Origin of the sequence: Nafulsella turpanensis ZLM-10 (assembly GCF_000346615.1) — a bacterium.
In the GTDB taxonomy this organism is placed as follows: Bacteria; Bacteroidota; Bacteroidia; order Cytophagales; family Cyclobacteriaceae; genus Nafulsella; species Nafulsella turpanensis.
This window is the reverse complement of the sequence record NZ_ANNU01000019.1, coordinates 95,249-119,370: the sequence shown is the minus strand read 5'-3', so window position 1 is coordinate 119,370 and position 24,122 is coordinate 95,249. Positions and strand designations below refer to the sequence as shown.

At 46.5% G+C, this 24,122-nt stretch carries 22 protein-coding genes and 1 tRNA gene; 8 read left to right on the top strand and 15 right to left on the bottom strand.

The features are described from left to right. The first annotated feature begins 191 nt into the window (after nt 1-191). Nucleotides 192-983 carry a hypothetical protein gene (locus F752_RS0109125; RefSeq protein ID WP_017731422.1) on the top strand — a complete coding sequence of 264 codons (792 nt, stop codon included), beginning with the start codon at nt 192-194 and terminating at the stop codon, nt 981-983. 189 nt (nt 984-1,172) lie between these two features. Here F752_RS0109125 and F752_RS0109120 read toward each other — a convergent pair whose 3' ends face one another. Next, the gene (locus F752_RS0109120) at nt 1,173-1,979 is read right to left on the bottom strand and encodes an XRE family transcriptional regulator (protein WP_017731421.1); all 807 of its coding nucleotides are present in this window, start codon (nt 1,977-1,979) and stop codon (nt 1,173-1,175) included. Between the two features lie 208 nt (nt 1,980-2,187). Continuing rightward, nucleotides 2,188-2,487 (bottom strand): hypothetical protein, encoded by a 300-nt coding sequence (locus tag F752_RS0109115; protein ID WP_017731420.1) that lies wholly within the window; start codon nt 2,485-2,487, stop codon nt 2,188-2,190. A 190-nt stretch (nt 2,488-2,677) separates the two neighbouring features. Between F752_RS0109115 and F752_RS0109110 the strand changes: the two genes are divergently transcribed. Together F752_RS0109110 and F752_RS0109105 are read left to right on the top strand one after the other, a co-directional pair. Further along, complete coding sequence (locus F752_RS0109110; protein WP_017731419.1) at nt 2,678-3,823, top strand: hypothetical protein; 1,146 nt, start codon at nt 2,678-2,680, stop codon at nt 3,821-3,823. Nucleotides 3,824-3,927: 104 nt separating this feature from the next. Further along, nucleotides 3,928-4,242, top strand: coding sequence for a DUF3817 domain-containing protein (locus F752_RS0109105; RefSeq protein WP_017731418.1), 315 nt, complete (start codon nt 3,928-3,930; stop codon nt 4,240-4,242). 149 nt (nt 4,243-4,391) lie between these two features. Here F752_RS0109105 and F752_RS0109100 read toward each other — a convergent pair whose 3' ends face one another. The 11 genes from F752_RS0109100 to F752_RS0109050 all read right to left on the bottom strand — a co-directional run bounded on the left by F752_RS0109100 (nt 4,392) and on the right by F752_RS0109050 (nt 17,123). Further along, a complete protein-coding gene (locus tag F752_RS0109100; protein ID WP_017731417.1) occupies nt 4,392-4,982 on the bottom strand; it encodes a biliverdin-producing heme oxygenase in 591 nt (196 codons plus the stop codon). 67 nt (nt 4,983-5,049) lie between these two features. Beyond that, entirely contained in the window at nt 5,050-6,969 is a 1,920-nt protein-coding gene (locus F752_RS0109095) for a RecQ family ATP-dependent DNA helicase (protein WP_017731416.1), read from the bottom strand. Between the two features lie 113 nt (nt 6,970-7,082). Continuing rightward, nucleotides 7,083-7,718 carry a bifunctional phosphoribosyl-AMP cyclohydrolase/phosphoribosyl-ATP diphosphatase HisIE gene (gene hisIE, locus F752_RS0109090; RefSeq protein ID WP_040664487.1) on the bottom strand — a complete coding sequence of 212 codons (636 nt, stop codon included), beginning with the start codon at nt 7,716-7,718 and terminating at the stop codon, nt 7,083-7,085. 217 nt (nt 7,719-7,935) lie between these two features. Beyond that, nucleotides 7,936-8,697: an imidazole glycerol phosphate synthase subunit HisF gene (gene hisF, locus F752_RS0109085; RefSeq protein WP_017731414.1), complete on the bottom strand. Its 762-nt coding sequence runs from the start codon at nt 8,695-8,697 to the stop codon at nt 7,936-7,938. Nucleotides 8,698-8,789: 92 nt separating this feature from the next. Then, nucleotides 8,790-9,518 carry a 1-(5-phosphoribosyl)-5-[(5-phosphoribosylamino)methylideneamino]imidazole-4-carboxamide isomerase gene (gene hisA / locus F752_RS0109080; protein ID WP_017731413.1) on the bottom strand — a complete coding sequence of 243 codons (729 nt, stop codon included), beginning with the start codon at nt 9,516-9,518 and terminating at the stop codon, nt 8,790-8,792. A gap of 104 nt (nt 9,519-9,622) precedes the next feature. Further along, complete coding sequence (gene hisH, locus F752_RS0109075) at nt 9,623-10,207, bottom strand: imidazole glycerol phosphate synthase subunit HisH (protein WP_017731412.1); 585 nt, start codon at nt 10,205-10,207, stop codon at nt 9,623-9,625. 55 nt (nt 10,208-10,262) lie between these two features. Next, a complete protein-coding gene (gene phhA / locus F752_RS0109070; RefSeq protein ID WP_017731411.1) occupies nt 10,263-11,006 on the bottom strand; it encodes a phenylalanine 4-monooxygenase in 744 nt (247 codons plus the stop codon). Between the two features lie 212 nt (nt 11,007-11,218). Beyond that, nucleotides 11,219-12,268: an aspartate--ammonia ligase gene (gene asnA, locus F752_RS0109065; RefSeq protein WP_017731410.1), complete on the bottom strand. Its 1,050-nt coding sequence runs from the start codon at nt 12,266-12,268 to the stop codon at nt 11,219-11,221. Nucleotides 12,269-12,655: 387 nt separating this feature from the next. Beyond that, nucleotides 12,656-13,942: an adenylosuccinate synthase gene (locus F752_RS0109060; RefSeq protein WP_017731409.1), complete on the bottom strand. Its 1,287-nt coding sequence runs from the start codon at nt 13,940-13,942 to the stop codon at nt 12,656-12,658. Nucleotides 13,943-14,040: 98 nt separating this feature from the next. Then, entirely contained in the window at nt 14,041-14,526 is a 486-nt protein-coding gene (locus tag F752_RS0109055; protein WP_017731408.1) for a Fur family transcriptional regulator, read from the bottom strand. Between the two features lie 389 nt (nt 14,527-14,915). After that, nucleotides 14,916-17,123: a RelA/SpoT family protein gene (locus F752_RS0109050; protein ID WP_017731407.1), complete on the bottom strand. Its 2,208-nt coding sequence runs from the start codon at nt 17,121-17,123 to the stop codon at nt 14,916-14,918. A 100-nt stretch (nt 17,124-17,223) separates the two neighbouring features. Here F752_RS0109050 and F752_RS0109045 point away from each other — a divergent pair. The 4 genes from F752_RS0109045 to clpX all read left to right on the top strand — a co-directional run bounded on the left by F752_RS0109045 (nt 17,224) and on the right by clpX (nt 20,762). Further along, a tRNA-Leu gene (locus F752_RS0109045) sits at nt 17,224-17,305 on the top strand. Between the two features lie 103 nt (nt 17,306-17,408). Further along, a complete protein-coding gene (tig, locus tag F752_RS0109040) occupies nt 17,409-18,737 on the top strand; it encodes a trigger factor (RefSeq protein ID WP_017731406.1) in 1,329 nt (442 codons plus the stop codon). A 92-nt stretch (nt 18,738-18,829) separates the two neighbouring features. Then, on the top strand, nt 18,830-19,510 hold the full coding sequence (locus F752_RS0109035; RefSeq protein ID WP_017731405.1) for a ClpP family protease: 681 nt from the start codon (nt 18,830-18,832) through the stop codon (nt 19,508-19,510). A gap of 13 nt (nt 19,511-19,523) precedes the next feature. After that, nucleotides 19,524-20,762, top strand: a complete 1,239-nt coding sequence (clpX, locus tag F752_RS0109030; RefSeq protein ID WP_026135625.1) for an ATP-dependent Clp protease ATP-binding subunit ClpX — start codon at nt 19,524-19,526, stop codon at nt 20,760-20,762. 90 nt (nt 20,763-20,852) lie between these two features. On the opposite strand, the gene lpxB is transcribed toward clpX, so the two are convergent. Next, the gene (gene lpxB, locus F752_RS0109025; RefSeq protein ID WP_017731403.1) at nt 20,853-21,962 is read right to left on the bottom strand and encodes a lipid-A-disaccharide synthase; all 1,110 of its coding nucleotides are present in this window, start codon (nt 21,960-21,962) and stop codon (nt 20,853-20,855) included. A gap of 185 nt (nt 21,963-22,147) precedes the next feature. Further along, entirely contained in the window at nt 22,148-22,573 is a 426-nt protein-coding gene (locus F752_RS0109020) for a 6-pyruvoyl trahydropterin synthase family protein (protein WP_026135624.1), read from the bottom strand. A gap of 520 nt (nt 22,574-23,093) precedes the next feature. Here F752_RS0109020 and rfaD point away from each other — a divergent pair. Continuing rightward, nucleotides 23,094-24,044, top strand: coding sequence for an ADP-glyceromanno-heptose 6-epimerase (gene rfaD, locus F752_RS0109015; RefSeq protein WP_017731401.1), 951 nt, complete (start codon nt 23,094-23,096; stop codon nt 24,042-24,044). Nucleotides 24,045-24,122 lie beyond the last annotated feature (78 nt).

The following is a 24,122-nucleotide window of genomic DNA, read 5'->3' as shown; positions in this document are numbered from 1 at the left end:
TCAATACTATCAAAAATATATTCAAATACTTCATACTATATTTTACCCATAAAGCGCCTGGAAGGTTTCTTTTGGGTTTTCTGGTAATTCTTACCGGAAGCATCGTAACTTTGATGGCCGCTGTCGATTACATTAAAAAGTATTAAAGTTATGGTGACCATTAGCGGTATTATCGAAAAAGCATTTTTCTTATGAATATTGATTCGAAGAGCGTAAAAAGCATTCATATTACCTTTGATGCGGGCAGCCTTGTACCCGCCCCTTACCACTACGCCTATACCCTTGATATACAGCTGCAGCAGGCGCTGGCCAACTATAAAATTGAATACCTGCACCGCGAAGAGCTAAGTGAGGAGGAGATTACCGATGAGGGCTTTACCCTTGATGATGACTGGCAATGGGAAGGAAAGTTAACTGAGGCATGGCAGCAGGCGCTTCATCAACAGGTTGATAAACAAAGCTGGCCTAAAAAGCCAAGCCGACCTAAGCCCGAAGAAGGCAGCCTTCACATACGCCTGCTGGACCATGAGGATAAAGTTTTATTTGAAGGGCTTCCGGCCGACCTGTCCAGCTGGGAATACTTTATGCAGGAACTTGTTCAGGGAATATATGAAATTGCCCGGAGAGAGGCTCCTTTTCAACTGGTATACAAAGAAATTGGGTCTGGGAACAACCAGCACCAGATTTTTTTAGAAGCTTCCTTTGCCCAGCGTACCATTACGGCCCGGCAGCAACATGCGGGAATGGAAGAGGAATTTGCGCAGCCGGACTGGAAGCAGCTTAAAAGTCTGATGAAAAGCATTTACGTTCCTGATTATGATTATGAGCAGGCTTCGATCCAGGAACCAAAAAAGAGAGGAAAATATCTTGCCACCGGCGAAGGACTATGGTTTAAATTCGGAGAAAGTTTAACCGAACCGGAAGCCCGCTCCAACAGCCTCGAACGCTTGGAGCAGGACCTGAAAGGCCTTTTTAAAAAGTAAATTGAAGCTAAAAAAGATAGGTAGAGGGATTGGAAACAGGCAAAAGCTTTACTGCCCCTTTTATTGGAAAGGCCGGTGGCTAAGTATTTGGCAACTTCCTTTCTTCTACAGAATAAAAAAAGCGAAGCACCTTCCTACAGACGCTTCGCTTTCTTTTTTATCTTCTTTTAGTATTTATTTTAGTATTTACTACCTGTTTTTAAGCTTAATTACTTCCTGCTGCAGGTCCATTACAATATTCGCCAGTTTATCAAGGGTTAAATCGGCCTGAATTTCAGGGTCGGGGAACTGTAGACTTATAAAAGCTTTTGCTTCCCAAATTTCCAGAACATCTTCTATACCAAGCTCAAAAGGGGCATAGGCTTTATTGTCCGATACCAAAAAGAGCTTTCCATTCTCCTCTACATAGTTAAAGACCCGCTTATATACAACACCTTCTTTATTGCTTACCAGTACATACGTTCTGCCATTACGAATATCCTGATATTTATCGACATACTGTCCGATAACCACGGTTCCCGATAAGAGTGGCAGCATGGAGTCGCCTGTAATTTCAAACGCCCTGTAAGTTCCATTACCTGGCAACATTGGTAGCTGAAAGCGCGGTAGCTCCTCCAGATACTCCGGGTCAGAAAATCCATTCAGGTAACCGGCAGCCGCTTTTTGCGGTACTAATTCAATATTCTCCTTTTGCTTCTGGTCGACGGTTATGGAAAGCACTTTTAGCTTTTCCGTTGGCAATGCTTTTGCCTGCTGAGCCACCAGCCGCTGCAGCTCCTGCCGATCCAGCTTACTAATGTCCCTGCTGATCAGCAAATCGACAGACACCTCAAATTCCTTAGCCATGTTCTGCAGGTTGTTGAGCCTTGGATCTGCCCTTCCTTCCTCATAGGCCCCTAAAAGAGAGCGCTTAATTCCTATTTTTTCTGCAAACTGCTCCTGAGTAAAGCCCAGCTGCTTGCGCAAGGCTTTAATATTATTACTAACAATGCTCATAATTTCCTCAATTCTCTATTTTTAAGATAAAACCCACAGCTTAAAAAACCTGCAGGATACCATTTACCTTAAAACAGCATAAAGATAAAAAAAATCTGCAGAATACTAATAATTTTACTAAAATAACCAGAATCACCCTGCAAGGCTTTTTATTAAGCCTCTTTTAGCCTCTCCGGCAGCTAAAATATTTAGCTCAATCTGTACTTACTCAGGCTTCAAAAAATATATAACCACAGTTACTACTTCCCATTTCCTGACCAATTGTGTAGAAATTAGAATGGTGCTGGAGGTTATGCAATGTCATTTGTGTAATTCGCTCCCGAATAATGCTGACCACTTCCTTAAGGGTAAGGTTGGCATCGACCAGCATATGCCCACGGGTATTCTTTTTCAGGAAAGGCTGCTCCGCCAAAAAGCGCACCTGACATTTTCCGGTACCCAATCGCTTGCTGCTTAACTTTACTTTAATGGCAGTAGCAGAATCGCTTAAAAGACTTGTAGTTTGCATGGCTCAAGATGTTTTACTATAAATTTTAGCTGTTTATACTCATAAATTTAGCCAAAACCACCTAATAACCAAAATATTTAGTATTTATTTTTCATTTCTCTTAATTTCCCATCCTGGTTTTACAGTCTTCTGTATATTTGTCTGGCTAAACTAAAGGCGCTCTCTTATGCTTTTGGTAAGGAATGGAATAATGAAGAAACAGCTAAAGAATAAAGGAGCTCAGCATCTACAGCATAAAATGGCTTTGTACGAAAGCTTTTTATTTCGCTATCTCCCCCAGCTTTCTTCTCTTTCCTTTATTACCCGCCTTAATCTTTTCGACCTTTTTAGTCTGCATGGCCTTAACCGACATGGTACGCAGGGAACTCCTTTCGTCATTTTTAATGCCCTGCACAAGCAGCGTCAGCACCAGCTTAAACAGCAGCAATCGCTGCGGCCTCTCACCCTTACCCTTCTTTCCCCGCCAGCCGAACCGCTGGCCAATGGAGCTTTCGAAGCCTTACAGCAGGCTAATCTGCTTAGCAACAGCTGCAGGCTTAACCACTGGTCTGTAAGCGCTGGCGAAGCACTAAAGAAGCTGGCACTCCACCTGCAGAAAATGCCGGCAAGTGAGAAGAACCTGCTTTTCTTCGACCTGGCTGACTCCTCTGTAAAAATACCGGATGCACTCAGACTACTGACGGGAAAAAAGATTGAGGTAATATTCTTTCTGCCGGTAAAAGCTTTATGGCAGCTCCACCTCCACCCCCACAAAGACAGTCCGCTGCCTGCTTACCGCTCATTGAAGCAATCGTTAGACCAGCTGTTTCCAGCGGAGCACCCTTACTTTTCAGATGAAATAACCGTACAGGATTTTTGTCGCTACCTGAAAGAAGCCTTCCGGCTGGAGGGCCGTTTTTACACAGCCCTGGAAACTGGCGGTGAGGAGCTTTCGGAAGCAGCTTTACTGTGCCTGAGTGCAGATGCTTTTATGATGGAAAAAATGCTGCAGGCTTTCCCTCCCGCTCAGGCCAATGCTGCGCCACCCGCAGGTCAGCAGTTGGGATTCTTTAGCAGCAGCATGGAGGAGCCAGTATCTTATACGGACACTTCTACCTTAGAGGCTTTGCTCAGCAAAAAGGTGGACAATAAACAACTATATGAAGAAGGGCTACAGGCTGGACTGCTGCCTGCCCGTGTAATGGAAGGGCTTCAAAGCCTCCTGGAGAAAGGACAGCTGGAAATAGTGGATGAAAAAGGGAAGCGCCTTCCGACCATCCCCCCTAACTGCATTGGATTTACTGCCTTTAAGGCCGGGAAGCCTGGCTGTTATTTCAACCTGAAGGAGAATATTTAAGCGTGCACTTCCTTTGCAAAAAAGCAGTTAAAGATTTCTTTTATTTACGAACCTTCTCCTGTACTTTAGGAGTTGATAAACAAAATAAAACTGCCCTTCGAGCTATGCAAAAATCTGTCGATAATTTCACTAAAACCTTCCGCCTTGTCGGGTGGATGGAAGGTCTTTCTTTTCTGCTTCTTTTAGGAGTAGCCATGCCCCTGAAGTACCTGGCCGGTATTCCTGAGCCTGTTAAAATGCTTGGCTGGGCACACGGCCTCCTGTTCATGCTCTACCTGGCATATGTTGTCCTTGCGAAGTTCCGACTCAACTGGACTTTCCGGCAAATGTTCCTGGCAGGAGTAGCCTCTGTCATTCCTTTCGGTCCCTTTATCGTGGACCGGAAACTACTAAAACAAAGTGCTGCCCGAAAGGTATAGCCATTTATTACTCACAAAAAGAGGCCTGTTTGTTTGAGCAAACAGGCCTCTTTTGTATAGAAGATTAAAGCCATTAATGAAGCTGTCGAACCAGCGGGTACTATCCAGAACTTTTACCATGGTTCCCTACCAAAGGATGAACGGCAGATTTACAGGAACTTCTTAAAATTTGCTCCAAAGTACTGGTAAGTTTGCCTGGCAGCCTCTACAATCGGCTCCTGCGCCTCTGAATGAGCACCTTCATCCTTCAGCACCTCCAGAAAACGCTTCCACTGCGGACCGGTTTCTCCTCCATAGCAGCCAAAATAATGAAAGTTCTCAAGGGAAGATAAATGTTCATTTTTCTTCAGTGCCTTCACAATCACCATTCCGCCAAGGGTAGCTCCTTCGAGCACGTACATACAGCCTAGTAAGCCAAAGGGTTTATTCAGCTGCGGCAGCTGGCCGGCCGGTTCCTGCCGGCTGAGCGGTTCGCGCGCTATCCCCAGCTCGCCAATATCCTGCTCCAGTAAAGGCATTTTTCTTCGCTGCTCATAGTCCAGTGCAGGAAAAAGTTCCTCCACACCATTTGCCTCCAGCTGTTCTTCCAGGGCCTGGTGCACCATAAAATGCACGCGAATTAGTTTTTTATATTCCTCGAGGCTGAGGGTTTTGTCCATAATTTTATCCGACAAGCCTATAGCCTCCAGCTTATCATGTTCTCCACGGGTTTCTGCCCGTAGTTTTTCCAGTATATCCATTCTTTGGAGTTTGAAGTGTGAGCATTCAGTTATAAGACATCCCTAAGCTACACACATAAATAATTCTTTATTTTAACGCCAGCTGACCTGTCACGGTATAGTGAAGGCTTTCTTCGTCGAGCATTAAGCGAATAGTGTGCAGCAGTAGCTGCTCCTGCCGCTGCTTCAACTTAAGGCTTTTCACCAGCTCATCTACAGGAAAAGGCTTTATTTTAAGAGCTGTATAAATTTGCTGCCGCATCCTGAACATCTCTGCTTCTTCCCAATGGCCCGGATGTTTTCCTTTAATACAGTTATCACAGACACCACAGTTTTCATAATCATGCTCATCGAAATAGGCTAGCAGCATCTGAGTGCGGCACCTTTCGGTGTTTTCTATATATTTTTTTACGGAAGCTACTTTTTGCAGGTAAATGGCTTTGCGCTCTTCCAGCTTTTTCTGCTGCAGAGGTAAACGGGCAGCATCGAAGCGGGGGGTAATAAACGTCAGCTGCGGGCTATCTTTCTGCTGTTCATATTCAATTACTTCCATTTTATGCAGCATATCCAGTTTTCGCTTCACTTCCGCTACCGACACTTTCAGCAGGGTAGCAATGGCGCTTTCAGATATTTTAGTGAATACTGAAAATATTTCACCTCCACACAAGCGCAGCAAAGCTTTTATCAGCGGCTCGAGGGCGGCATTGGCAATCTGAAAGGCATATACCTCCTGACTATTGAGGAGGAAGAGAACTTTTGAGGGAGCATAGAAGCTTTCTGTTAACTGGATAAAACCTTCCTCTTCCAGCTTTTTAATGCAGTACCAGGTCTGGAGCGGGTGGAGTTGGTAGGTTTTACAGAAATCATCAATTTCAAAGTCGTAGGAGGTTAAAAGACTACTGCCGATAGCTATCTTGAAGTAGTTAGCAAGTGCCTGGTACACCCTCCGGATTTCTTCCAGGGCCGGGAACTGCAGCTGCGCCCGCTCTTCCAGCTCTTCGATATCTTTGGTCTGGTAGAGGACTACTCCATAGGCTTTTTTCTCGTCGCGCCCTGCCCGCCCCGCTTCCTGGTAATAAGCCTCCAGGGTATCGGGCAGGTCGAGGTGGGCCACGAGCCGCACGTCCGGCTTATCGATGCCCATCCCGAAGGCATTGGTGGCTACAATGACACGAATTTTGTTCTTAAGCCATGCCTCCTGCCGGTAGTTCCGTTCCTCATTGCTAAGGCCGGCATGATAATAATCGGCGGAGATACCCTGCTTCCGGAGCTCCCATGCCACTAACTGGCAGCGCTTTCGGCTCCGCGCATATATAACGGCCGTACCTGGTACCTTGTGCAGCATTTCGAGCAGCTTGGCTTCTTTGTTTTCTTCGTAGCGAACATTATAGGAGAGGTTTTCGCGTGCAAAGCTCTTGCGGAACACTTCTGCCTTTGGAGAAAAGGAGAGACGCTCCTGTATATCTTTTGCGACTCTTTTGGTGGCGGTGGCGGTAAGGGCAATGCAATTAACCCCCGGCAGCATTTCGCGGAAGGTAGCAATTTCGAGATAAGATGGTCGGAAATCATAGCCCCATTGCGAAATACAGTGGGCTTCGTCGATAGCCAGCAGGCACACATTCATCTGCTTTACCCGCGCCTGCATCAGCTCCGTTTTCAGGCGCTCCGGCGAAACATAGAGGAACTTCACCTGCCCATAGATACAGTTGTCGAGGGTAATGTCAATCTCGCGCTTGCTCATGCCTGAATACACTGCTGTAGCCGCAATTCCGCGCTTCTTCAGCTGCTCTACCTGGTCCTTCATGAGGGCAATAAGGGGCGAAACCACTATACAAATACCCTCCATAGCAAGGGCTGGCACCTGGAAACAGACAGATTTACCACCGCCGGTTGGCAGCAGGGCCAGCACATCCTTTCCTTCCAACACAGCCTGCACAATTTCCTCCTGCAGAGGCCGGAAGGTGGAGTAGCCCCATACTTTCTGAAGTATTTCTACAGGTTTTACCATTAGAGCAAACGTACGTAAATTTAGGAGCTTTGAAAATGCACAAGGCTGAAAAAGAAAGTAAAGTAAGGCGTTGTTTTGAGCTAAGGCCAAGTCCCACTTCCCCAGAATAGTCCCTATTTTTTCTGATGGCGCTCTTCCAGCACCTGTATCACTTCATCAAGTGAATAGCCTTTAGCCTCCAGTAGTACCAGGTAGTGGTACAGCAAATCGGCTGCTTCGCCCATAAACAGTTCCTTATTGTCATCTTTTGCTTCAATGACCAGCTCAACCGCTTCCTCCCCTACCTTCTGGGCAACTTTATTCATCCCTTTAGCAAACAGAGAAGCCGTGTAGGAAGAATCGGATGGGTTCTCCTTCCGGTCTTTAATGATGGTCCGAAGCTGGTCGATAAAGCCCGTCCGGCTGCTATTGGATTCGTTAAAGCAGGTATCTGCCCCGGTATGGCAGGCAGGGCCCTGTGGTCTAACTTTTACCAGCAGGGTGTCCTGGTCACAATCAATCTTTATCTCCTCCACCAGCAGAAAATTGCCGGATGTTTCTCCTTTGGTCCAGAGGCGATTCTTACTCCGGCTCCAGAAAGTCACTTTCCCTTCCTGCTGTGTCCGCTCCAGTGCTTCGGCATTCATATAGCCCAGCATCAGCACCTTAGCCGTGGTGGCATCCTGTATAATTACGGGCAAGAGGCCGTTTCCTTTATCGAAGTCTGGTTGAGGAGAGTCTTGAGTCCTGAGTCCTGAGTCTTGAGTCATTATTTTGATGTTGGTTGGTAGTTGTTCGTTGTTTGTATCTGGCGATTACGATTCGCCGTGCCAGTTACTGGCCTCATTGTGCCTCGTACGCTTTCGAAATTTCTACCATGGTTTTGTCATTGCGAGCCGACGCGGCGCGGAAACGAAGCAATCTCCAGGACATGTGTCCTTACTCTCCGGACCTCATTCTATCGCCGGTTGCAATCCACGTTTCTTTTTAGCTTACCGGCCGCACTGTTATTCCTTCTTTCTGGAGATAATGTTTGAGTTCCGGTATTCCTATTTCTTTAAAATGAAATATACTGGCCGCAAGGGCGGCATCTGCCTTTCCTGTGGTAAAAGTATCTTTAAAGTGCGCCATGATTCCGGCTCCTCCCGAGGCGATAATTGGCACAGGTAACTCGGCAGATAATTGTGCCAGCAGCTCATTATCAAAGCCTGCTTTCGTACCATCCTGGTCCATAGAAGTCAGCAGAATTTCACCCGCGCCGCGCGCTACCACTTCCCGCGCCCAGGAAAGTGTTTCCAATTCGGTAGGGGTACGGCCGCCATGGGTGTGCACGATGTGTTTTCCATCCACCCTTCGGCTGTCGATGGCTACCACCACGCACTGGCTTCCAAACTCCTGCGCCAGCTCATTGATAAGACCAGGATTTTTTACTGCAGATGAATTTATAGATACCTTATCGGCTCCGGCTGCGAGGAGCGCCGATACATCTTCCTTAGAGGAAATGCCACCGCCTACAGTAAACGGGATGTTGAGTTCGGCCGCAACCTTACTTACCAGTTCCAGCAGGGTTTTTCGTTTCTCCACAGTGGCGGTAATATCCAGAAACACCAGCTCATCGGCCCCCTGTTCGGCATACAGCTTCGCCAGCTCCACCGGGTAGCCGGCATCGCGCAGCCCGACAAAATTCACGCCCTTTACTGTTTTCCCGTCCTTGATGTCGAGGCAGGGGATAATTCTTTTCGTCAGCATATATTAGTCTTGAGTCATTAGTCTTGAGTCCTGAGAAGGGATACCTCAGGTTTACGGAGAATCTTCATCAAAAAAAACTCATTTGCACATTTTCAAACTTCCTCATTTGTAAATTTTGCTAATTCCTGCAGGCTGATGTTTCCTTCGTAAATAGCTTTGCCAATAATGGCTCCATGGCAGCCAATGGCTTTCAGCTCATGCAGGTCATCCATACCGGCAACGCCTCCGCTGGCAATTAATTCCAAATCAGGAAACTGCTTTATGATTTGCTGATAAAGGGAAGCGGAAGGCCCCTGCAGGAGACCATCTTTACTTATGTCGGTACATATCACATACTGAACACCTTTCTGCTGATAATCGTCCAGGAAATTGAAGAGCTCACGTTCTGAAGATTCCTCCCAGCCGCTTACAGCAATTTGTCCGTTTTTTACATCAGCACCTAAAATAATTTTCTCGCTGCCGTATTTCTTCAGCCATTCCTGAAACAGCTGGGGCTGCTTTACCGCAATACTCCCGCCGGTTACCTGCGAGGCACCTGCATTAAAAGCTGCCTCTATATCCCTATCGGACTGCACACCACCACCAAAATCGATATGCAAACCGGTACCGGAAGCAATTCGCTCCAGCACATTCAGGTTTATAATTTTCTTTTGCTTTGCCCCGTCCAGGTCCACCAGGTGAAGGCGGCGGATGCCTGCACCCTCATAGGCTTTTGCTACTTCGAGCGGATTGCTGTTATATTCTTTTTTCCGGCTATAGTCGCCCTGCGTAAGGCGAACACATTTTCCATCAATTATATCGATGGCAGGGATGATTTCCATAGTTTAGTAGTGAGTATTAAATTGTTAAAGCGCATTATTCTTTGGGAGAGAAAAGCCGGGGCTATGGTGGTTTCCCTTTATCCAAAGGACATTCACTCATTCTATCATTTTAACCTGAGAAAGTTTTCCAGTATTTTCTCCCCGTCCTTCCCACTCTTTTCGGGGTGGGCCTGCAGGGCAAAGAAGTTATTTTTCTGTAGGGCTGCACTATAGGGAAGTATATAATCCGTCTGCGCAATGGTGTAGGGACTGAGCTCCGCATAATAGCTGTGGACGTAGTAAAGGTAGGCTTCCTGCGATAACTCGTCAAACAAAGGTCCTTTTACTTGTTCAATCCGGTTCCATCCCATATGCGGCACTTTTTCCCGAGGCGGAAAACGTTTTACTTCCACATCAAAAATACCAAGACAGGGGGTGTTGCTTTCCTCGGAATGGCTACACATGAGCTGCAGCCCTAGGCAAACGCCCAAAACCGGCTGGCGGAGCGTAGGAATCAGCTGATCTAAGTTACGCTCCTCCAGGTAGGCCATGGCCGTGCCGGCCTCCCCTACACCGGGGAAAATTACTTTGTCGGCCGAGCGAAGCGTTTCAAGTTCATCGCTGATGCAGGGTTCAATTCCTAGCCGCTGCAGGGCATAGGTTACAGAGCGAATATTCCCGGCATTATATTTTACAATGGCAACTTTCATAGGAGTAAAGATACAGAAAGCAGCCCTTGCATGGAGCTGCTTCTGTTTAATTCCTTTATACTGTTACAGGTTCTTTCTGGCTTAATATGGCAATTTGTTCCTTTATTTCCGGCAGAGACTGGTACAGCTGCTCGTAGGATTCGATGATGAAGTACCTGTCCTGGAACGTATCCTTCCGGTAAGGCGTATTCAGAATCTGCTCCACATTGTACTCAAAGCGTTTTGGTTTATCACTCAGGCAGAAAACAGTTTCACCGGCCGATGAAAGAATACCGGCTCCATAGATTCTGAGTCCTTCTGCCTCACGAATAAGACCAAACTCTACAGTAAACCAGTAGATACGCGAAAGCAGTTCTATGGCCCATTTATTATCGATATATTCAAGTCCTATTTTACTCAGCTCCTGCAGAAAGTCTACAAAAGCCTGGTTCGTAAGCAGAGGCACATGGGCAAAAACATCATGAAACATATCCGGCTCTTCCAGGTAGTCAAGCTCACTCATTTTCCGGAGCCAGGTGCTGGCAGGGAATTTGCAATCCGCCATCAATTGAAAGAAGATTGCATCGTCGACAATACCCGGCACGACTGCCAGTTCCCAGCCGGTAATGCTCTTCAGTAGCGGATTGGTTTCGCTGAAATCGGGTATTTTGCCGGCGGTAAAGTTAATACGGTCGATGCCCTGCAAAAACTCATCAGTTGCCCTGCCAGGAAGATTCTCCATCTGGCGGTTAAAGAGTACTTCCCATACCTGAAAATCTTCTTTTGTATAATTCGCGTATTTCTGTTCCATTGTGGTCATTAAGTAGCTGAATGGGTTAAAATGAAAAAAGCCCGGCTCCGGGGTTCCGGAACTGGGCTTCTGTATAAAATTCTTACTGTTTCTTAATTCGTAAGCAATACATCACCATTACCGAAACCGATGGGCTGGTTCATATGATAATAGTAATAATAATGTACTGTCTGTGGATTCATGCAGGCAATATAGACCACAATTATTTTACCTCCAAATTTTTACAGCAAACTAATTCCCTGTTCTTCGAGTCCGGCACCTATTTCCTCCGGCCAAAGGCTTGCCTGCACTTCTCCTATATGCCCTTTCCGGAGCAAAAACATGCAAAGCCTGGACTGCCCAATGCCACCCCCCATTGTTTGAGAAAATTTACCGGCGAGCAGGGCAGCATGAAAAGGCAGCTGTGTCCGCTCTTTACAGGCAGCGATGGCAAGCTGCCGCTCTAGGGCTGCAGCATCGACCCGGATTCCCATAGACGACAGTTCAAAGGCACGACGCAATACCGGGTTCCAGACCAGAATATCGCCGTTGAGTCCTTTATAGGCTCCTTCCGTTGGAGTACTCCAGTCGTCATAATCAGGGGCGCGACCATCGTGCGGCTCTCCTTCTCCCAGTGCTCCTCCAATTCCAATAATAAAGACCGCACCAAAAGTACGGGCTATTTGGTCTTCCCGCTCTTTCGGGCTTAGTTCGGGATACTGGCTTTGCAAATCCTCTGAATGGATAAAGACAATTTCCTCCGGCAGAACAGGCTGTAGGTCAGGAAGCGCTATGCTTAACTTTTCCTCCGTAACCTTTATGGCAGCATAAATACTTTTTACGGTTTCTTTTAAAGTGTCAAGGCTACGTTCTTCCGGACGGATACACTTTTCCCAGTCCCACTGGTCTACGTAAAGGGAGTGAATAGGGCTCAGCTCCTCATCGGCCCTGATGGCGCGCATATCAGTATAAATACCTTCGCCCGGAAGGAGCTGCAGCTGACTTACCTTCACCCTCTTCCACTTGGCAAGGGAATGCACGACCTCCACGGTAGCTCCCCCGAGGGAAGGGGCCGGAAAATGAACAGGGCGTTCGGTGCCATTCAGATCGTCGTTAATACCTGTGCCTCTCCTTACGAGCATGGGCGCACTTACTTTGTAAAGCTTCAGGTGGCGGGCAAGCTCAGTGGCAAAACAGGTCTTAATCATTTCAATGGCTTTTTCGGTTTCCAGCGGACTCATGCCTGGTTGATTTGTCTGCTGCAGGGGAATGAAGGATTGAACTTTCATCATTTAAAAATTTTAAGGTTTAAGAATAAAAAAAAGCCCTCCACCACTTAGGTGAGAGGGCTTTTGTATGACAATACAAGGCCGGCTCACCCTATGGGGGAGGATTATTATTGCCATTGTTGAAGTTAATTGAGCGGCCCATTTCGTTGTTGGCTATTTGTGCTATTGCTTTTTTCCTGAAACTAAAAAAGCCTCCCTGTTTTCTTCAGGAAGGCTTTGTTATTCTTTTGTGAGCGTGCACCATCAAGATATCAACAATAACCTTCCTCTGCCCTGATTTTTATTCAGGCCACTATTAAGATTCTGGTTATTACTGAAAAGATGCTGCATGTACTGTCTTTTTATCTATTATCCAAGTAAGGTGATATTAACCTAAAATACAAGATAATATTACAATTTCTCCACCAGTTCTCCTCTTATTATTGTTTCGGTACGGTCAGGACCAATTGAAACAATATTAATGGGCACTTTTACCTCCTGCTCGAGGAATTTAACATAAGTCAGCAGTTCTTCCGGCAGCTGGTCAAATTCCTGCATACCTTTCAGTGACTGATGCCAGCCTTTCATGCTTTTATAAACCGGCTCTAATTTTATATCAATATCGAACGGAAGCCGATCTGTAAGCGTGCCATCGGGCAGTTTATAATGCGTACAGACTTTAATCTCTTCAAAGATATTCAGCACATCGGCCTTCATCATAAACAATTGGGTAGCTCCGTTAATCATGATGGCGTACTTAAGGGCAGGCAGGTCGAGCCAGCCACAACGACGGCTTCGGCCGGTGGTTGCTCCAAATTCATTTCCTTCCCTGCGCATGCGCTCGCCGGTTTCATCATTCAACTCAGTCGGGAAAGGGCCGCTGCCTACACGGGTACAATAAGCTTTAAAAATACCGAACACTTCGCCGATATTTCCGGGTGCTACTCCAAGGCCGGTACAGGCACCGGCAGCCATGGTATTGGAGCTGGTTACAAAAGGATAGCTGCCAAAGTCGATATCAAGCAAAGAGCCCTGCGCACCCTCAGCCAATACCCGCTGATTGGATTCTACTACCTCGTTAATCAGGTATTCGCTGTCGATGATGTTGAACTGCTTTAGAAATTCCACTGCCTCAAAAAAGGTTGCTTCTGCTTCCGCCAGTCCGGTCGGGTAATTGTAAAAACCCAGCAGTGTGCGGTGCTTATCGGTCAGTTCATCATATTTTTTGCGGAAATTATCGGCCAGCAGGTCGCCAACTCTCAGGCCCTGGCGGGCAATTTTATCGGAATAAGTAGGCCCTATTCCTTTGAGGGTAGAACCAATTTTGCCTTCGCCCTTGGCCTGCTCAGAGGCTGCATCGAGCATTCGGTGAGTAGGCAGAATGACCTGTGCTTTTTTTGAGATATACAGGTTAGCCTTGGTATTTACCTTGTACTTCTCCAGTGCTTCAATCTCTCTCTTCAGAATGACCGGGTCCAGTACTACTCCATTGCCAATCAGGTTTTTGATATCGGAACGGAAAATTCCGGAAGGAATCTGGTGCAGCACATGCTTTATGCCATCGAACTCCAGCGTATGGCCGGCATTAGGGCCTCCCTGAAAACGGGCCACCATATCATACTTAGGGGCCAGATAGTCGACCACTTTACCTTTACCTTCATCGCCCCACTGGAGCCCGAGCAGTATATCTACTTTCATGAGTAATATTAATTTCTTCTAAAGAAAACCGATACCAGGCAGGTATCTTCAGCGGATGTAAAAGTAAAAAAATTAAAGTAAAAAAGAACCCGGCGCTTTTATTCTTCAGCACCTTCTTTTACTACTGGCCTATGTTCACAGTTTTCCTTTGTACAGGTACCATAGAGGATGAGCGAGTGATGGAGAATATTGAATCCCAGCATTTCACCGGCCATTTTCTGAATGTTATAAATTCGCGGATCGCAGAACTCCAGCACACGACTGCAGTCGGTGCAAATAAGGTGGTCGTGCTGCTTATTCCCGTAGCTCTTTTCGTACTGCGCAAGGTTTTTGCCAAACTGATGCTTGCTTACCAGATCGCACTCCACCAGGAGGTCGAGCGTATTATATACCGTGGCCCGGCTTACACGATAATTCTTATTCTTCATGCTGATGTAGAGCGATTCCACATCGAAGTGCCCTTCGCGGGTATAAATCTCTTCCAGAATAGCAAAACGTTCCGGCGTTTTACGCAGGGCTTTACTTTCCAGGTAAGCTGTAAAAATTTTTTTTACTTTATCGAATAATGCTTCATTCAGCGCCATATTTTGCCGGGGGCTTTGCAGTTCTTAATAAGAACAAATATACTACAATTCTTCCTTAATTGCGGGAAATCAAGAGCAGTTGTTGGTTTTTGTATGGGTAATGGGTGTGGATATTGAGTTTACAGTATAGAGACACCTCCAATAGAAACTGTTATGGGGAGTAACGTGCCCATCTCCCGCATACTTGCACTCCCTCTGGCTTCCCCCTTCCTACTCTCTTTCAATTTAACAGAGATTGCCACGTCGGCTTTAGGGCCTCCTCGCAATGACAGCGACTTAGGAACCCTGCCGCTCTTCTTCCTTTTTCAAACCTTATTTCCTAATATCTATAGCCTTTTGTCTTCTAATTCACTACTCACTACTCACTACTCACTACTCACTACTCACTACTAATGAAATCGGTACACCTTAACAATTCCTTTTACCTTCTCCATTTTCTTAATCAGCATTTCCAGATGGCGGGTATCGTTTACGTATAGCTTGATAATACCTTCGAATATGCCACCTTCCGTTTCGATAGAGATGGACTGCATATTTACGTGCAGCTCGTCGGAGATAATTTTGGTGATATCGTTAATCAGCCCCACACGGTCGGTTCCATCGACGCGCAGACCGGCAAGGAAGGCAATTTCCTGCTGGGAGGTCCACTTAGCCTTAACGACCCTATAGCCATAGTTAGAGAGCAGTTCTACCGCATTCGGACAGCTGTTCCGGTGGATTTTGATTCCTTCATTTACCGTCACAAAGCCAAACACATCATCGCCCGGAATAGGATTACAGCATTTTGCCAGCTTATAATCCACCACATTCATATCTTCCCCTATCAGCAGGTAATCCTGCTCCTGGTTTTTAGCCTTGGCAATTTCACGCTCGAAAGATTTGGCATCGGATATTTCGGGCTTATAAGTCTGCCGGGCCGTTTGCTTAAATTCCTTAAAGCGCTTAATATCCTTCGGGTCAATCACTCCTTTTCCGACCTTATAAAAAAAGTCAAGTGGCGTTTTGGTCTCAAAGAAAGCCCTAAGCTGATTCACGGTCTCCTGGTTCATGGGGAGCTTCATTTGTTTCAGCTTCCTCTCCACAATTTCTTTCCCTTCGGCGGCCGCATTCTTTTTCTCTTCCCGCAGGCATTCCTTAATCTTGGATCGGGCTTTTGAGCTTACCACGAAGCGGAGCCAGTCTTCACTGGGCTTCTGCTTTTCGGAAGTCAGAATCTCTACCTGGTCGCCATTTTTAAGTACATAGCTCAGGGGCACCAGGCGCTGGTTAACTTTTGCACCCAGGCAGTGGGCACCAATTTCGGTATGGATTTCAAAGGCAAAGTCAAGAGCTGTGGAGCCATTCGGCATCGGCATCAAATCGCCTTTAGGCGTAAAGGCAAAAACCTCATCGTTAAACAGGTTGGACCTGAAATCGTCTACAAACTCAATGGCCGGGGCTTCACTTGACTCCAGCATTTCCCGTACGCGGGCAATCCACATTTCAAGGCCACCTTCTTTACTTCCCGCTTTATGCTCTTTGTACTTCCAGTGGGCGGCATAGCCTTTTTCGGCAATCTCATCCATGCGGCGGGAGCGTATCTGTACCTCTACCCATTGGCCGGTGCTGCTCATAACTGTGGTGTGGAGCGATTCGTAACCATTGGCCTTGGGGGTACTAATCCAGTCGCGCAGGCGGTCGGGATTGGGTTTATAATAATCCGTTACAACAGAGTAAACCTGCCAGCAGGCCGCCTTCTCCTGCTCTATATCTGCATCCAGTATTATGCGAATGGCAAAAAGGTCATACACCTCCTCAAAAGGTATATTTTGCTTTTTCATTTTATTCCAGATGGAATAAATGCTTTTGGGCCGGCCTTTAATAATGAAATCGAGATCGAGGCTCTTCAGCTCCTCTTCTATGGGGCGGATAAAGTTTCGGATAAACTTGCCTCGAGCGGCCTTGGTGGCACTAATACTGCGGGCAATACTGCGGTAAATCTGCGGCTCAGTAAACTTAAGGTATAAGTCTTCCAGCTCCGACTTCATACTATAGAGCCCCAGCCGGTGAGCCAGCGGAGCATAGAGGTACATGGTTTCGGAGGCAATTTTGAGCTGCTTATGCTGCTGCACACTGCCAAGCGTACGCATATTATGCAGGCGGTCAGCAAGCTTAATCAGGATTACCCGCACATCTTCGGACAACGTAAGCAGCATTTTCCGGAAATTCTCCGCCTGCTGGGAGCTACCATGCTCAAATACACCGCTTATTTTCGTAAGGCCATCGATAATACGGGCTACCTTCGGACCAAACTCCCGCTCAATATCTTCCAGCTCTACGTCGGTATCCTCCACCACATCGTGCAGCAGAGCTGCCACAATGGAAGTAGTACCAAGGCCAATTTCATCGACACATATCTGGGCTACCGCGAGCGGGTGGTAAATATACGGCTCGCCAGACTTACGCCGCATTTCCTGGTGGGCCTCGTTTGAAGTGTTAAAGGCCTTTTTAATCAGCTTGGCATCTCCGTCTTTCAGGAAAGGTTTTGCGTGCCTCAGTAATTTTCTATATCTGCGGATTATTTCTTTCTTCTCTGCTTCCAGATCTATGGTAACCATCAACGCTACTTGTTTACAAAATATCAAAATTAGCAAAAAAATTTTGCCCGATGTATTGATGTTTTAAAATAACTATCTACCTTTGCAACACCAATTTTAAGCGGATGTGGCGAAATTGGTAGACGCACTAGACTTAGGATCTAGCGCCGCGAGGCATGGGGGTTCGAGTCCCTCCATCCGCACACCTACGAACCCTCGATTATGATTACAATTGATCGTAATGGAGGGTTTTTAGTTATTAGAGTTAGTAGTAAATAATATTGTGCACTTTTAAGTTTTATAGCTTTGGATATTCAATTAGATAAAAAAAGCGCCACCGAGGCCTCCATTAAAATTACGCTAAACGAAGCTGATTACCAACCTAAGGTTGAAGAAAAAATTAAGGATTACCGCCGCAAAGCCACCATCAAAGGCTTTCGCCCGGGTAAGGTACCGGAAGGCATGATCCGTAAAATGTACGGCAAAGCCATTATGGTGGAAGAAATCAATAATCTGCTTTCTCAATCGGTAAACGACTATATTAAAGAAAATAAACTGAAGATTTTAGGCGACCCGCTACCGAATACAGAGGAGGCCGAAAAAATTGACTGGGACAACCAGAAGGAGTTTACCTTTATCTATGACATTGGCGTAGCCGGCGATTTTTCTGTTGAGCTGTCCGACAAAATAAAGGTCGATGCCTATGAAATTGAGGTGGGCGACAAGGTGATGAATGAAACAATGGACAACCTGAAGCAGCAGTTCGGCAAAATGACCAACCCGGAGGCTTCTGAAGCAGGTGATTTGCTGTATGGCACCATCAAATCGGAAGATAGCTCCATAGAGGAAACCGGCACCATTGCCATCGACGATATTGCAGAGAAAGAGCAGAAGAAATTCATTGGTCTGAAGAAGGATGATACTGTAAGCTTCGACATTCAGAAGACTTTTAAAGATGAGGCGGCCATTGCACAGGCTACCGGTAAAACTGAAGAAGAGGCTAAAGAACTGAATGGCACTTTTACTTTAACTGTACAAAACGTAAACCGCCGCGAGCCCGCAGAGCTAAACCAGGAGCTGTTCGATAAAGTGTTTGGAAAAGACGCTGTAAAGTCAGAAGAAGAGTTTATTAAGAAGGTTGAGGAAACGATTGCCGAAAACTACAATCGCGAAGCAGAGAACTACACCAACCAGAAAATACAGGAAACCCTTCTCGACAGCACCACTATTGAACTGCCTGACGAATTTCTGAAGCGTTGGTTAATAGTAGCCAACCAGGGCAAGGTAACAGCCGCCGATGTGGAGCGGGAATACGACCTCTACACCAAAGACCTGCGCTGGAACCTTATTACGAACCGCATTTCTGAAGAAAATGACATTAAGGTAGAGCATGAGGATGTAATGGATTCCGTAAAGGACATGATCCGCCAGCAGCTTGCAGGCTCGGGCCTTTCCGGTATGGAAGACAATCTCGATGCTTTTGCCCAGAATTATATTCAGGGAGAAAACGGCCAGAATTACATGAAAGTACACACCCAGGTGCGTACGCAAAAAGTAATGGACGCTGTTCGGGAAAAAATAAAGCTGGAGAAAAAGAAAATCAGCGCCGACGAGTTCAGAAATATGCTCGCATAAAACTAAAATCCAGAAATTATAGTTATACTGAAAGTCCTTTCAACAAAGGACTTTTTTTTTATTTTTGTAACATATCAAATATTTCATCAGCAATGCTTAACAAAGACGAATTCAGAAAATACGCTGTCAAAGGACAAGGCATCAGCGGATCTACTATAGACTCATACTTCCAGCGTGTAGAAAACATGACCCGCTCGGTTATTGAAGAACGCCCGACTAACTTCCGTGAAATCGACGTATTTTCGCGCCTGATGATGGACCGCATCATTTTCCTGGGCATGCAGGTGGATGACCATATCGCAAATATTATTACCGCACAGCTCCTCTTCCTCGAATCGGCCGACCCGAAAAAGGATGTGTTGCTGTACGTCAATAGCCCGGGTGGCTCTGTATATGCAGGTTTAGGAATATATGATACAATGCAGTACATTGCTCCTGATGTATCGACCATCTGTACAGGCTTAGCGGCCTCTATGGGTGCTGTTTTACTGGCCGGTGGTGCTGCTAATAAGCGCTCTGCCCTCCCCCATTCCCGTATTATGATTCACCAGCCACTGGGTGGTGCACAGGGACAGGCATCAGATATTGAAATTACTGCGCGCCAGATTCTGCAATTGAAGAAAGAATTGTACGAAATCCTGGCCCAGCACAGTGGAAAAACGTATGAACAAATAGAACGTGACTCCGACCGCGACTATTGGTTAAGAGCCGAGGAAGCCAAAGAATATGGCCTTATCGACGAGGTGTTGGTACGCGAGAAGAAAAAAGATTAAGGAAAGCTAATATATGGCGCAAGTAACATGCTCGTTTTGCGGGCGAAGTAAAAAAGATGTGGACCTGATGATATCAGGCATACACGCACACATCTGCGATAAATGCATTTCGCAGGCCAACCAGATTTTGACCGAGGAGCTCAAAACCAAGAGTAAGGAGGCCGCTCCTGAATTTAAGCTGGTAAAGCCGGTAGAAATGAAAAAACACCTGGACCAGTACGTGGTAGGCCAGGACGAAGCAAAAAAGATTCTTTCGGTAGCGGTGTACAACCACTACAAAAGACTGACACAGAAGAAGCGTGGCAAGAACGATGATATTATTATCGAGAAATCGAATATTATCATGGTGGGCGAAACCGGTACCGGCAAAACTTACCTGGCCCGCTCACTGGCAAAAATTCTTGAAGTACCCTTCTGCATAGCCGATGCCACTGTATTAACAGAAGCAGGTTATGTGGGCGAAGATGTGGAGAGCATCCTTACCCGTCTGCTGCAGGCTGCCGATTATAAGGTAGAAGCTGCCGAACGCGGTATCGTGTACATCGATGAGCTGGACAAGATTGCCCGTAAGTCCGATAACCCTTCCATTACCCGCGATGTTAGTGGCGAAGGGGTTCAGCAAGGCCTGTTAAAACTGCTGGAAGGTACGCATGTAAATGTTCCGCCACAGGGCGGCCGTAAGCATCCCGACCAGAAAATGATCAGCATCAATACCGAAAACATCCTGTTTATTTGCGGCGGTGCTTTTGATGGTATTCACCGGGTAATCGGTAATCGGCTTAACACCCGCCAGCTGGGCTTTAACTCGGTAGATAAGGCCATGGAAAAAGCCGGTATCGATGAGGAAAATATGCTGCAGTATGTAACAGCTCAGGACCTGAAGTCTTTCGGCCTCATACCGGAGCTTTTAGGCCGTCTGCCCATTGTTACCTTCCTGAACCCGCTGGACAAGGAAACGCTGAAGATGATCCTGACCCAGCCTAAAAATGCACTGGTAAAGCAGTATCATAAGCTTTTCGAAATGGAAGGCATAAAGCTGGAGTTTACCGAAGATGCGCTGGACTACATCGTTGAAAAGGCGATGGAAAATAAACTGGGAGCCCGCGGTCTTCGCTCTATTTGCGAATCGATTGTAACGGATGCCATGTTTGAGCTGCCTTCAGAAAAAGAAAGCAGTGAACTGGTGATAAACCGCGAATATGCAGAAGAGAAAATCGAGAAATCGAAGTTCAAGAAGCTCAGGGTAGCTTAAAGATGATAGGATGATTTATTAAGATGCTAATGTTTAGCAGAGCGTAAATCTTAACATACGAAACTCCGGAAGATAAACTTTCGAAGTTTTTTATTGCCCCAGGTACTGGAGTATAAGATGGGCAGTGGTTTCAGAGGCACTCTCCTCCCCCATCCCTGCTTTGAGCGCTTTGTACTCTTTTAACTGGTACTGGCGCCTGTCTCCTCCTTCCACAATTTTGCTTAGCTCCTGCTGCAGGTTTTGCTGGTTCAGCTCGTCCTGAATCAGCTCCTTTACGACCTCTCTCCCGGCAATCAGGTTTACCAGGCTTATGTAATCCACCTTTACCAGCCTTTTGGCAATTTGGTAGGACAGCCAGCTGGTTTTATAGCAGACCACCTGGGGCACTTCAAACAGGGCTGTTTCAAGGGTAGCAGTGCCGGAGGTTACCAGGGCTGCATGAGTATGGGCCAGCAGCGAATAAGTTTCATCATATACCACCCGGGCCTGCGGGTGGTCCAGCGCCTGCTGGTAATAGCTTTGGGGGATATTCCTGATGCCAGCTACCACGAACTGGTAATCAGGAAAGGAAGGAATCAGGTCCAGCATATAGGCCAGCATATTTTCTATTTCCTGTCGCCTGCTGCCGGGTAATACGGCAATGAGAGGCTTATGACTGAGGCCGTGCTTTTCCAGAAAATCATTATCAGGTTCAAAGCCGCTGATGGCATCGAGCAGCGGATTCCCGACGAAGTCTACTTTATAATCATAGCGGGCATAGAATTCCTTCTCGAAAGGCATAATCACGAACATATGATCGACATTTGCCTTAATATTTAGTGCCCGCTTCTGGTTCCAGGCCCACACCTTGGGAGAGATATAGTAGAACACTTTAATCTCCTCCTTTTTGGCCCAGCGGGCAATCCTCAGGTTAAAGCCGGCATAGTCAATCAGGATAAGGGCATCGGGTCTGAACTGCTTAATTTCCATTTTGCACTGCCTCATATAGCCTAAAATGGAAGGGAGGTTTTGAACCACCTCCGCAAACCCCATAAAAGCCATCTCCTTGTAATGAACGAATAGCTGCATTCCTGCACCCTCCATATAGTCTCCACCTATGCCACGGAAGCTGGCAGCAGTATCTTTCTGTTGTAAGGCCTTTATTAGATTGGAGCCGTGAAGGTCGCCTGAACGCTCACCTGCAATGAGGAAGTACTTCATATTTCAGAGGTGGAATTTAAAACGGTTACCTGAGACAATAGAGGATGGATAAAAGACGGGAGGCAGAGTTTAAGGGCAGTGAATAATTAAATCGCTGTCATTCCGTCCCAGATGAGCCTGCAAATCAAACCTTTGCCTGGCACGCAACATTATGCCTGCTGCAACTTCTTAGCACTTATTAAACACTAAACCCCCTCCCCGAAATATTCCACGTAATTACGGGGTGTTTCATAAAGGCGGATGGAGTGAAGCTGTCCTACCTGGGTAATGGTTCGAATGGCGGGTTTCAGAATTTTCCACATTTCCATTACCAGAATTTCACAGCTGGCCATTTTACCCTGCATGAAATCCACATCCATATTCAGGTTTTTATGGTCCACTTTTTCAATAATCTCGTTCTTGATTAAATTACTTAGCTGTTTCAGGTCCACGACAAAGCCCGTTTCCGGATCTGGGATACCTTTAACAGTTACGATCATCTCGAAATTATGTCCATGCCAGTTACTGTTGGCACAGGGACCAAATACCTCCTCGTTCTTTTCTTTCGACCACTTAGGGTTATATAGTTTATGAGCAGCATTAAAGTGCTCTTTACGGCTTACATAAATCATAGGCTCTGCTACATCCAAAATTCCTGCAAATATACGATTTTTAGAAAATAGTCGCAGGCCTTTAGTGGTGAGTCTTAGAGAGGGAGGAGATTTTAACTAATGCCCTGTGGATATTTAGAACTGGAGTTTAGTTTAACTGTATGACAAGTGTGTAAGATGTGCGCTGTTCTCCGGTGGCCCTGGCATTACCAACGGCCCAAATGCTGAGGAAGCGGTTGCACCAACTCCGGCACAATTTCCTCCTGTGGTGCTCCTCCCGCATAAAGAGATTGTTTCAGGATCCTAAGTCACCTTCATAATGACAGGGCAGTTTATTGTCTCTCTTATCCTTACTCCTGGTTCTCCAACCAGTCATCTGTCGTCCCCGATCCCCTGCTCAATTCTCACCGGCCGCTAGGCATAATAGTTCACATCCTTTACCTTTGCACTTTAGCTTGCTGAGCTCATGCTCTGGTACTCAGGTAAAAGTATGGCTGCTCATCAGCACCTCAACATATTATCACATTAACACATTAACTTTATGATTGTAGTTACGGGAGCCGCTGGCTTTATTGGAAGCCAGCTTGTACATAAGCTGAATAGGGAAGGTTTTAATGCCATTGTAGGAGTTGACGAATTTAACAGGGAAGATAAGAACAGAAACCTGGAGGGGGCAAAACTGAGCGCCAGAATTGAGCGTTCTGAATTTTTCGGCTGGCTGGAGTTGAACCATGAGGAAGTGGAATTTATCTTCCATCTTGGCGCCCGTACCGACACCACCGAGTTCGACCGGAAGCTCCTCTGGAGGCTCAACACAGACTATACAAAGGAAGTATGGAAGCGCTGTGTACAATATCAGCTCCCCCTGGTCTATGCTTCCTCTGCCGCCACCTATGGCATGGGAGAGCATGGGTATGTGGATGATGAAAACCTGCCCCCAAAGCTAAAGCCCTTAAACCCCTATGGCGAATCGAAAAATGCCTTCGATATCTGGACCCTGCAGCAGGACAAAAAGCCCTTCTTCTGGGCTGGTTTAAAGTTCTTCAATGTATACGGGCCTGGAGAGTACCATAAAGGCCGTATGGCATCGGTCATCTGGCATGCCTATAACCAGATAAAGGCCAGTGGCAGAATGAAGCTCTTTCGCTCTCACCACCCCGACTTTAAAGACGGGGAGCAGCAGCGCGATTTCATTTATGTTGAGGATGTGGTAAAGGTATGTTACTGGCTCATGCACCACCGCCAGCAAAGCGGCCTCTATAATCTCGGCACCGGCCAGGCCCGCTCCTTCAATGATTTAGCCAGAGCCGTATTTACCTCATTAGGAAAAGAACCGCAAATTGAGTATATCGATACCCCCATCGACATCCGGGACAAGTACCAGTACTTTACCGAAGCCGACATGACCAAGCTCCGCAGTATTGGCTATCAGGCGCCTTTTACCAGCCTGGAAGACGGGGTAAGGGAGTATGTGGAAAAGCTGGAGGATTAGAAGCAGCAGAAACCATTCTGCAGATGAAGAGAAACAGATTTAAACGTACTTGTTTCAAAAATTAAAAAGCATTTCAAT

What these genes read in the sequence shown, in the direction of transcription:
- F752_RS0109110 (WP_017731419.1), top strand. Translation starts at nt 2,678, where the DNA reads ATGAAGAAACAGCTAAAGAATAAAGGAGCTCAGCATCTACAGCATAAA.
- F752_RS0109060 (WP_017731409.1), bottom strand. Translation starts at nt 13,942, where the DNA reads ATGAAAGTAGATATACTGCTCGGGCTCCAGTGGGGCGATGAAGGTAAA.
- F752_RS0109115 (WP_017731420.1), bottom strand. Translation starts at nt 2,487, where the DNA reads ATGCAAACTACAAGTCTTTTAAGCGATTCTGCTACTGCCATTAAAGTA.
- hisIE (WP_040664487.1), bottom strand. Translation starts at nt 7,718, where the DNA reads ATGACTCAAGACTCAGGACTCAGGACTCAAGACTCTCCTCAACCAGAC.
- F752_RS0109120 (WP_017731421.1), bottom strand. Translation starts at nt 1,979, where the DNA reads ATGAGCATTGTTAGTAATAATATTAAAGCCTTGCGCAAGCAGCTGGGC.
- phhA (WP_017731411.1), bottom strand. Translation starts at nt 11,006, where the DNA reads ATGACCACAATGGAACAGAAATACGCGAATTATACAAAAGAAGATTTT.
- rfaD (WP_017731401.1), top strand. Translation starts at nt 23,094, where the DNA reads ATGATTGTAGTTACGGGAGCCGCTGGCTTTATTGGAAGCCAGCTTGTA.
- hisF (WP_017731414.1), bottom strand. Translation starts at nt 8,697, where the DNA reads ATGCTGACGAAAAGAATTATCCCCTGCCTCGACATCAAGGACGGGAAA.
- F752_RS0109055 (WP_017731408.1), bottom strand. Translation starts at nt 14,526, where the DNA reads ATGGCGCTGAATGAAGCATTATTCGATAAAGTAAAAAAAATTTTTACA.
- F752_RS0109100 (WP_017731417.1), bottom strand. Translation starts at nt 4,982, where the DNA reads ATGGATATACTGGAAAAACTACGGGCAGAAACCCGTGGAGAACATGAT.
- lpxB (WP_017731403.1), bottom strand. Translation starts at nt 21,962, where the DNA reads ATGAAGTACTTCCTCATTGCAGGTGAGCGTTCAGGCGACCTTCACGGC.
- clpX (WP_026135625.1), top strand. Translation starts at nt 19,524, where the DNA reads ATGGCGCAAGTAACATGCTCGTTTTGCGGGCGAAGTAAAAAAGATGTG.
- F752_RS0109095 (WP_017731416.1), bottom strand. Translation starts at nt 6,969, where the DNA reads ATGGTAAAACCTGTAGAAATACTTCAGAAAGTATGGGGCTACTCCACC.
- asnA (WP_017731410.1), bottom strand. Translation starts at nt 12,268, where the DNA reads ATGATGAAAGTTCAATCCTTCATTCCCCTGCAGCAGACAAATCAACCA.
- hisA (WP_017731413.1), bottom strand. Translation starts at nt 9,518, where the DNA reads ATGGAAATCATCCCTGCCATCGATATAATTGATGGAAAATGTGTTCGC.
- F752_RS0109050 (WP_017731407.1), bottom strand. Translation starts at nt 17,123, where the DNA reads ATGGTTACCATAGATCTGGAAGCAGAGAAGAAAGAAATAATCCGCAGA.
- F752_RS0109035 (WP_017731405.1), top strand. Translation starts at nt 18,830, where the DNA reads ATGCTTAACAAAGACGAATTCAGAAAATACGCTGTCAAAGGACAAGGC.
- F752_RS0109105 (WP_017731418.1), top strand. Translation starts at nt 3,928, where the DNA reads ATGCAAAAATCTGTCGATAATTTCACTAAAACCTTCCGCCTTGTCGGG.
- F752_RS0109020 (WP_026135624.1), bottom strand. Translation starts at nt 22,573, where the DNA reads ATGATTTATGTAAGCCGTAAAGAGCACTTTAATGCTGCTCATAAACTA.
- hisH (WP_017731412.1), bottom strand. Translation starts at nt 10,207, where the DNA reads ATGAAAGTTGCCATTGTAAAATATAATGCCGGGAATATTCGCTCTGTA.
- F752_RS0109125 (WP_017731422.1), top strand. Translation starts at nt 192, where the DNA reads ATGAATATTGATTCGAAGAGCGTAAAAAGCATTCATATTACCTTTGAT.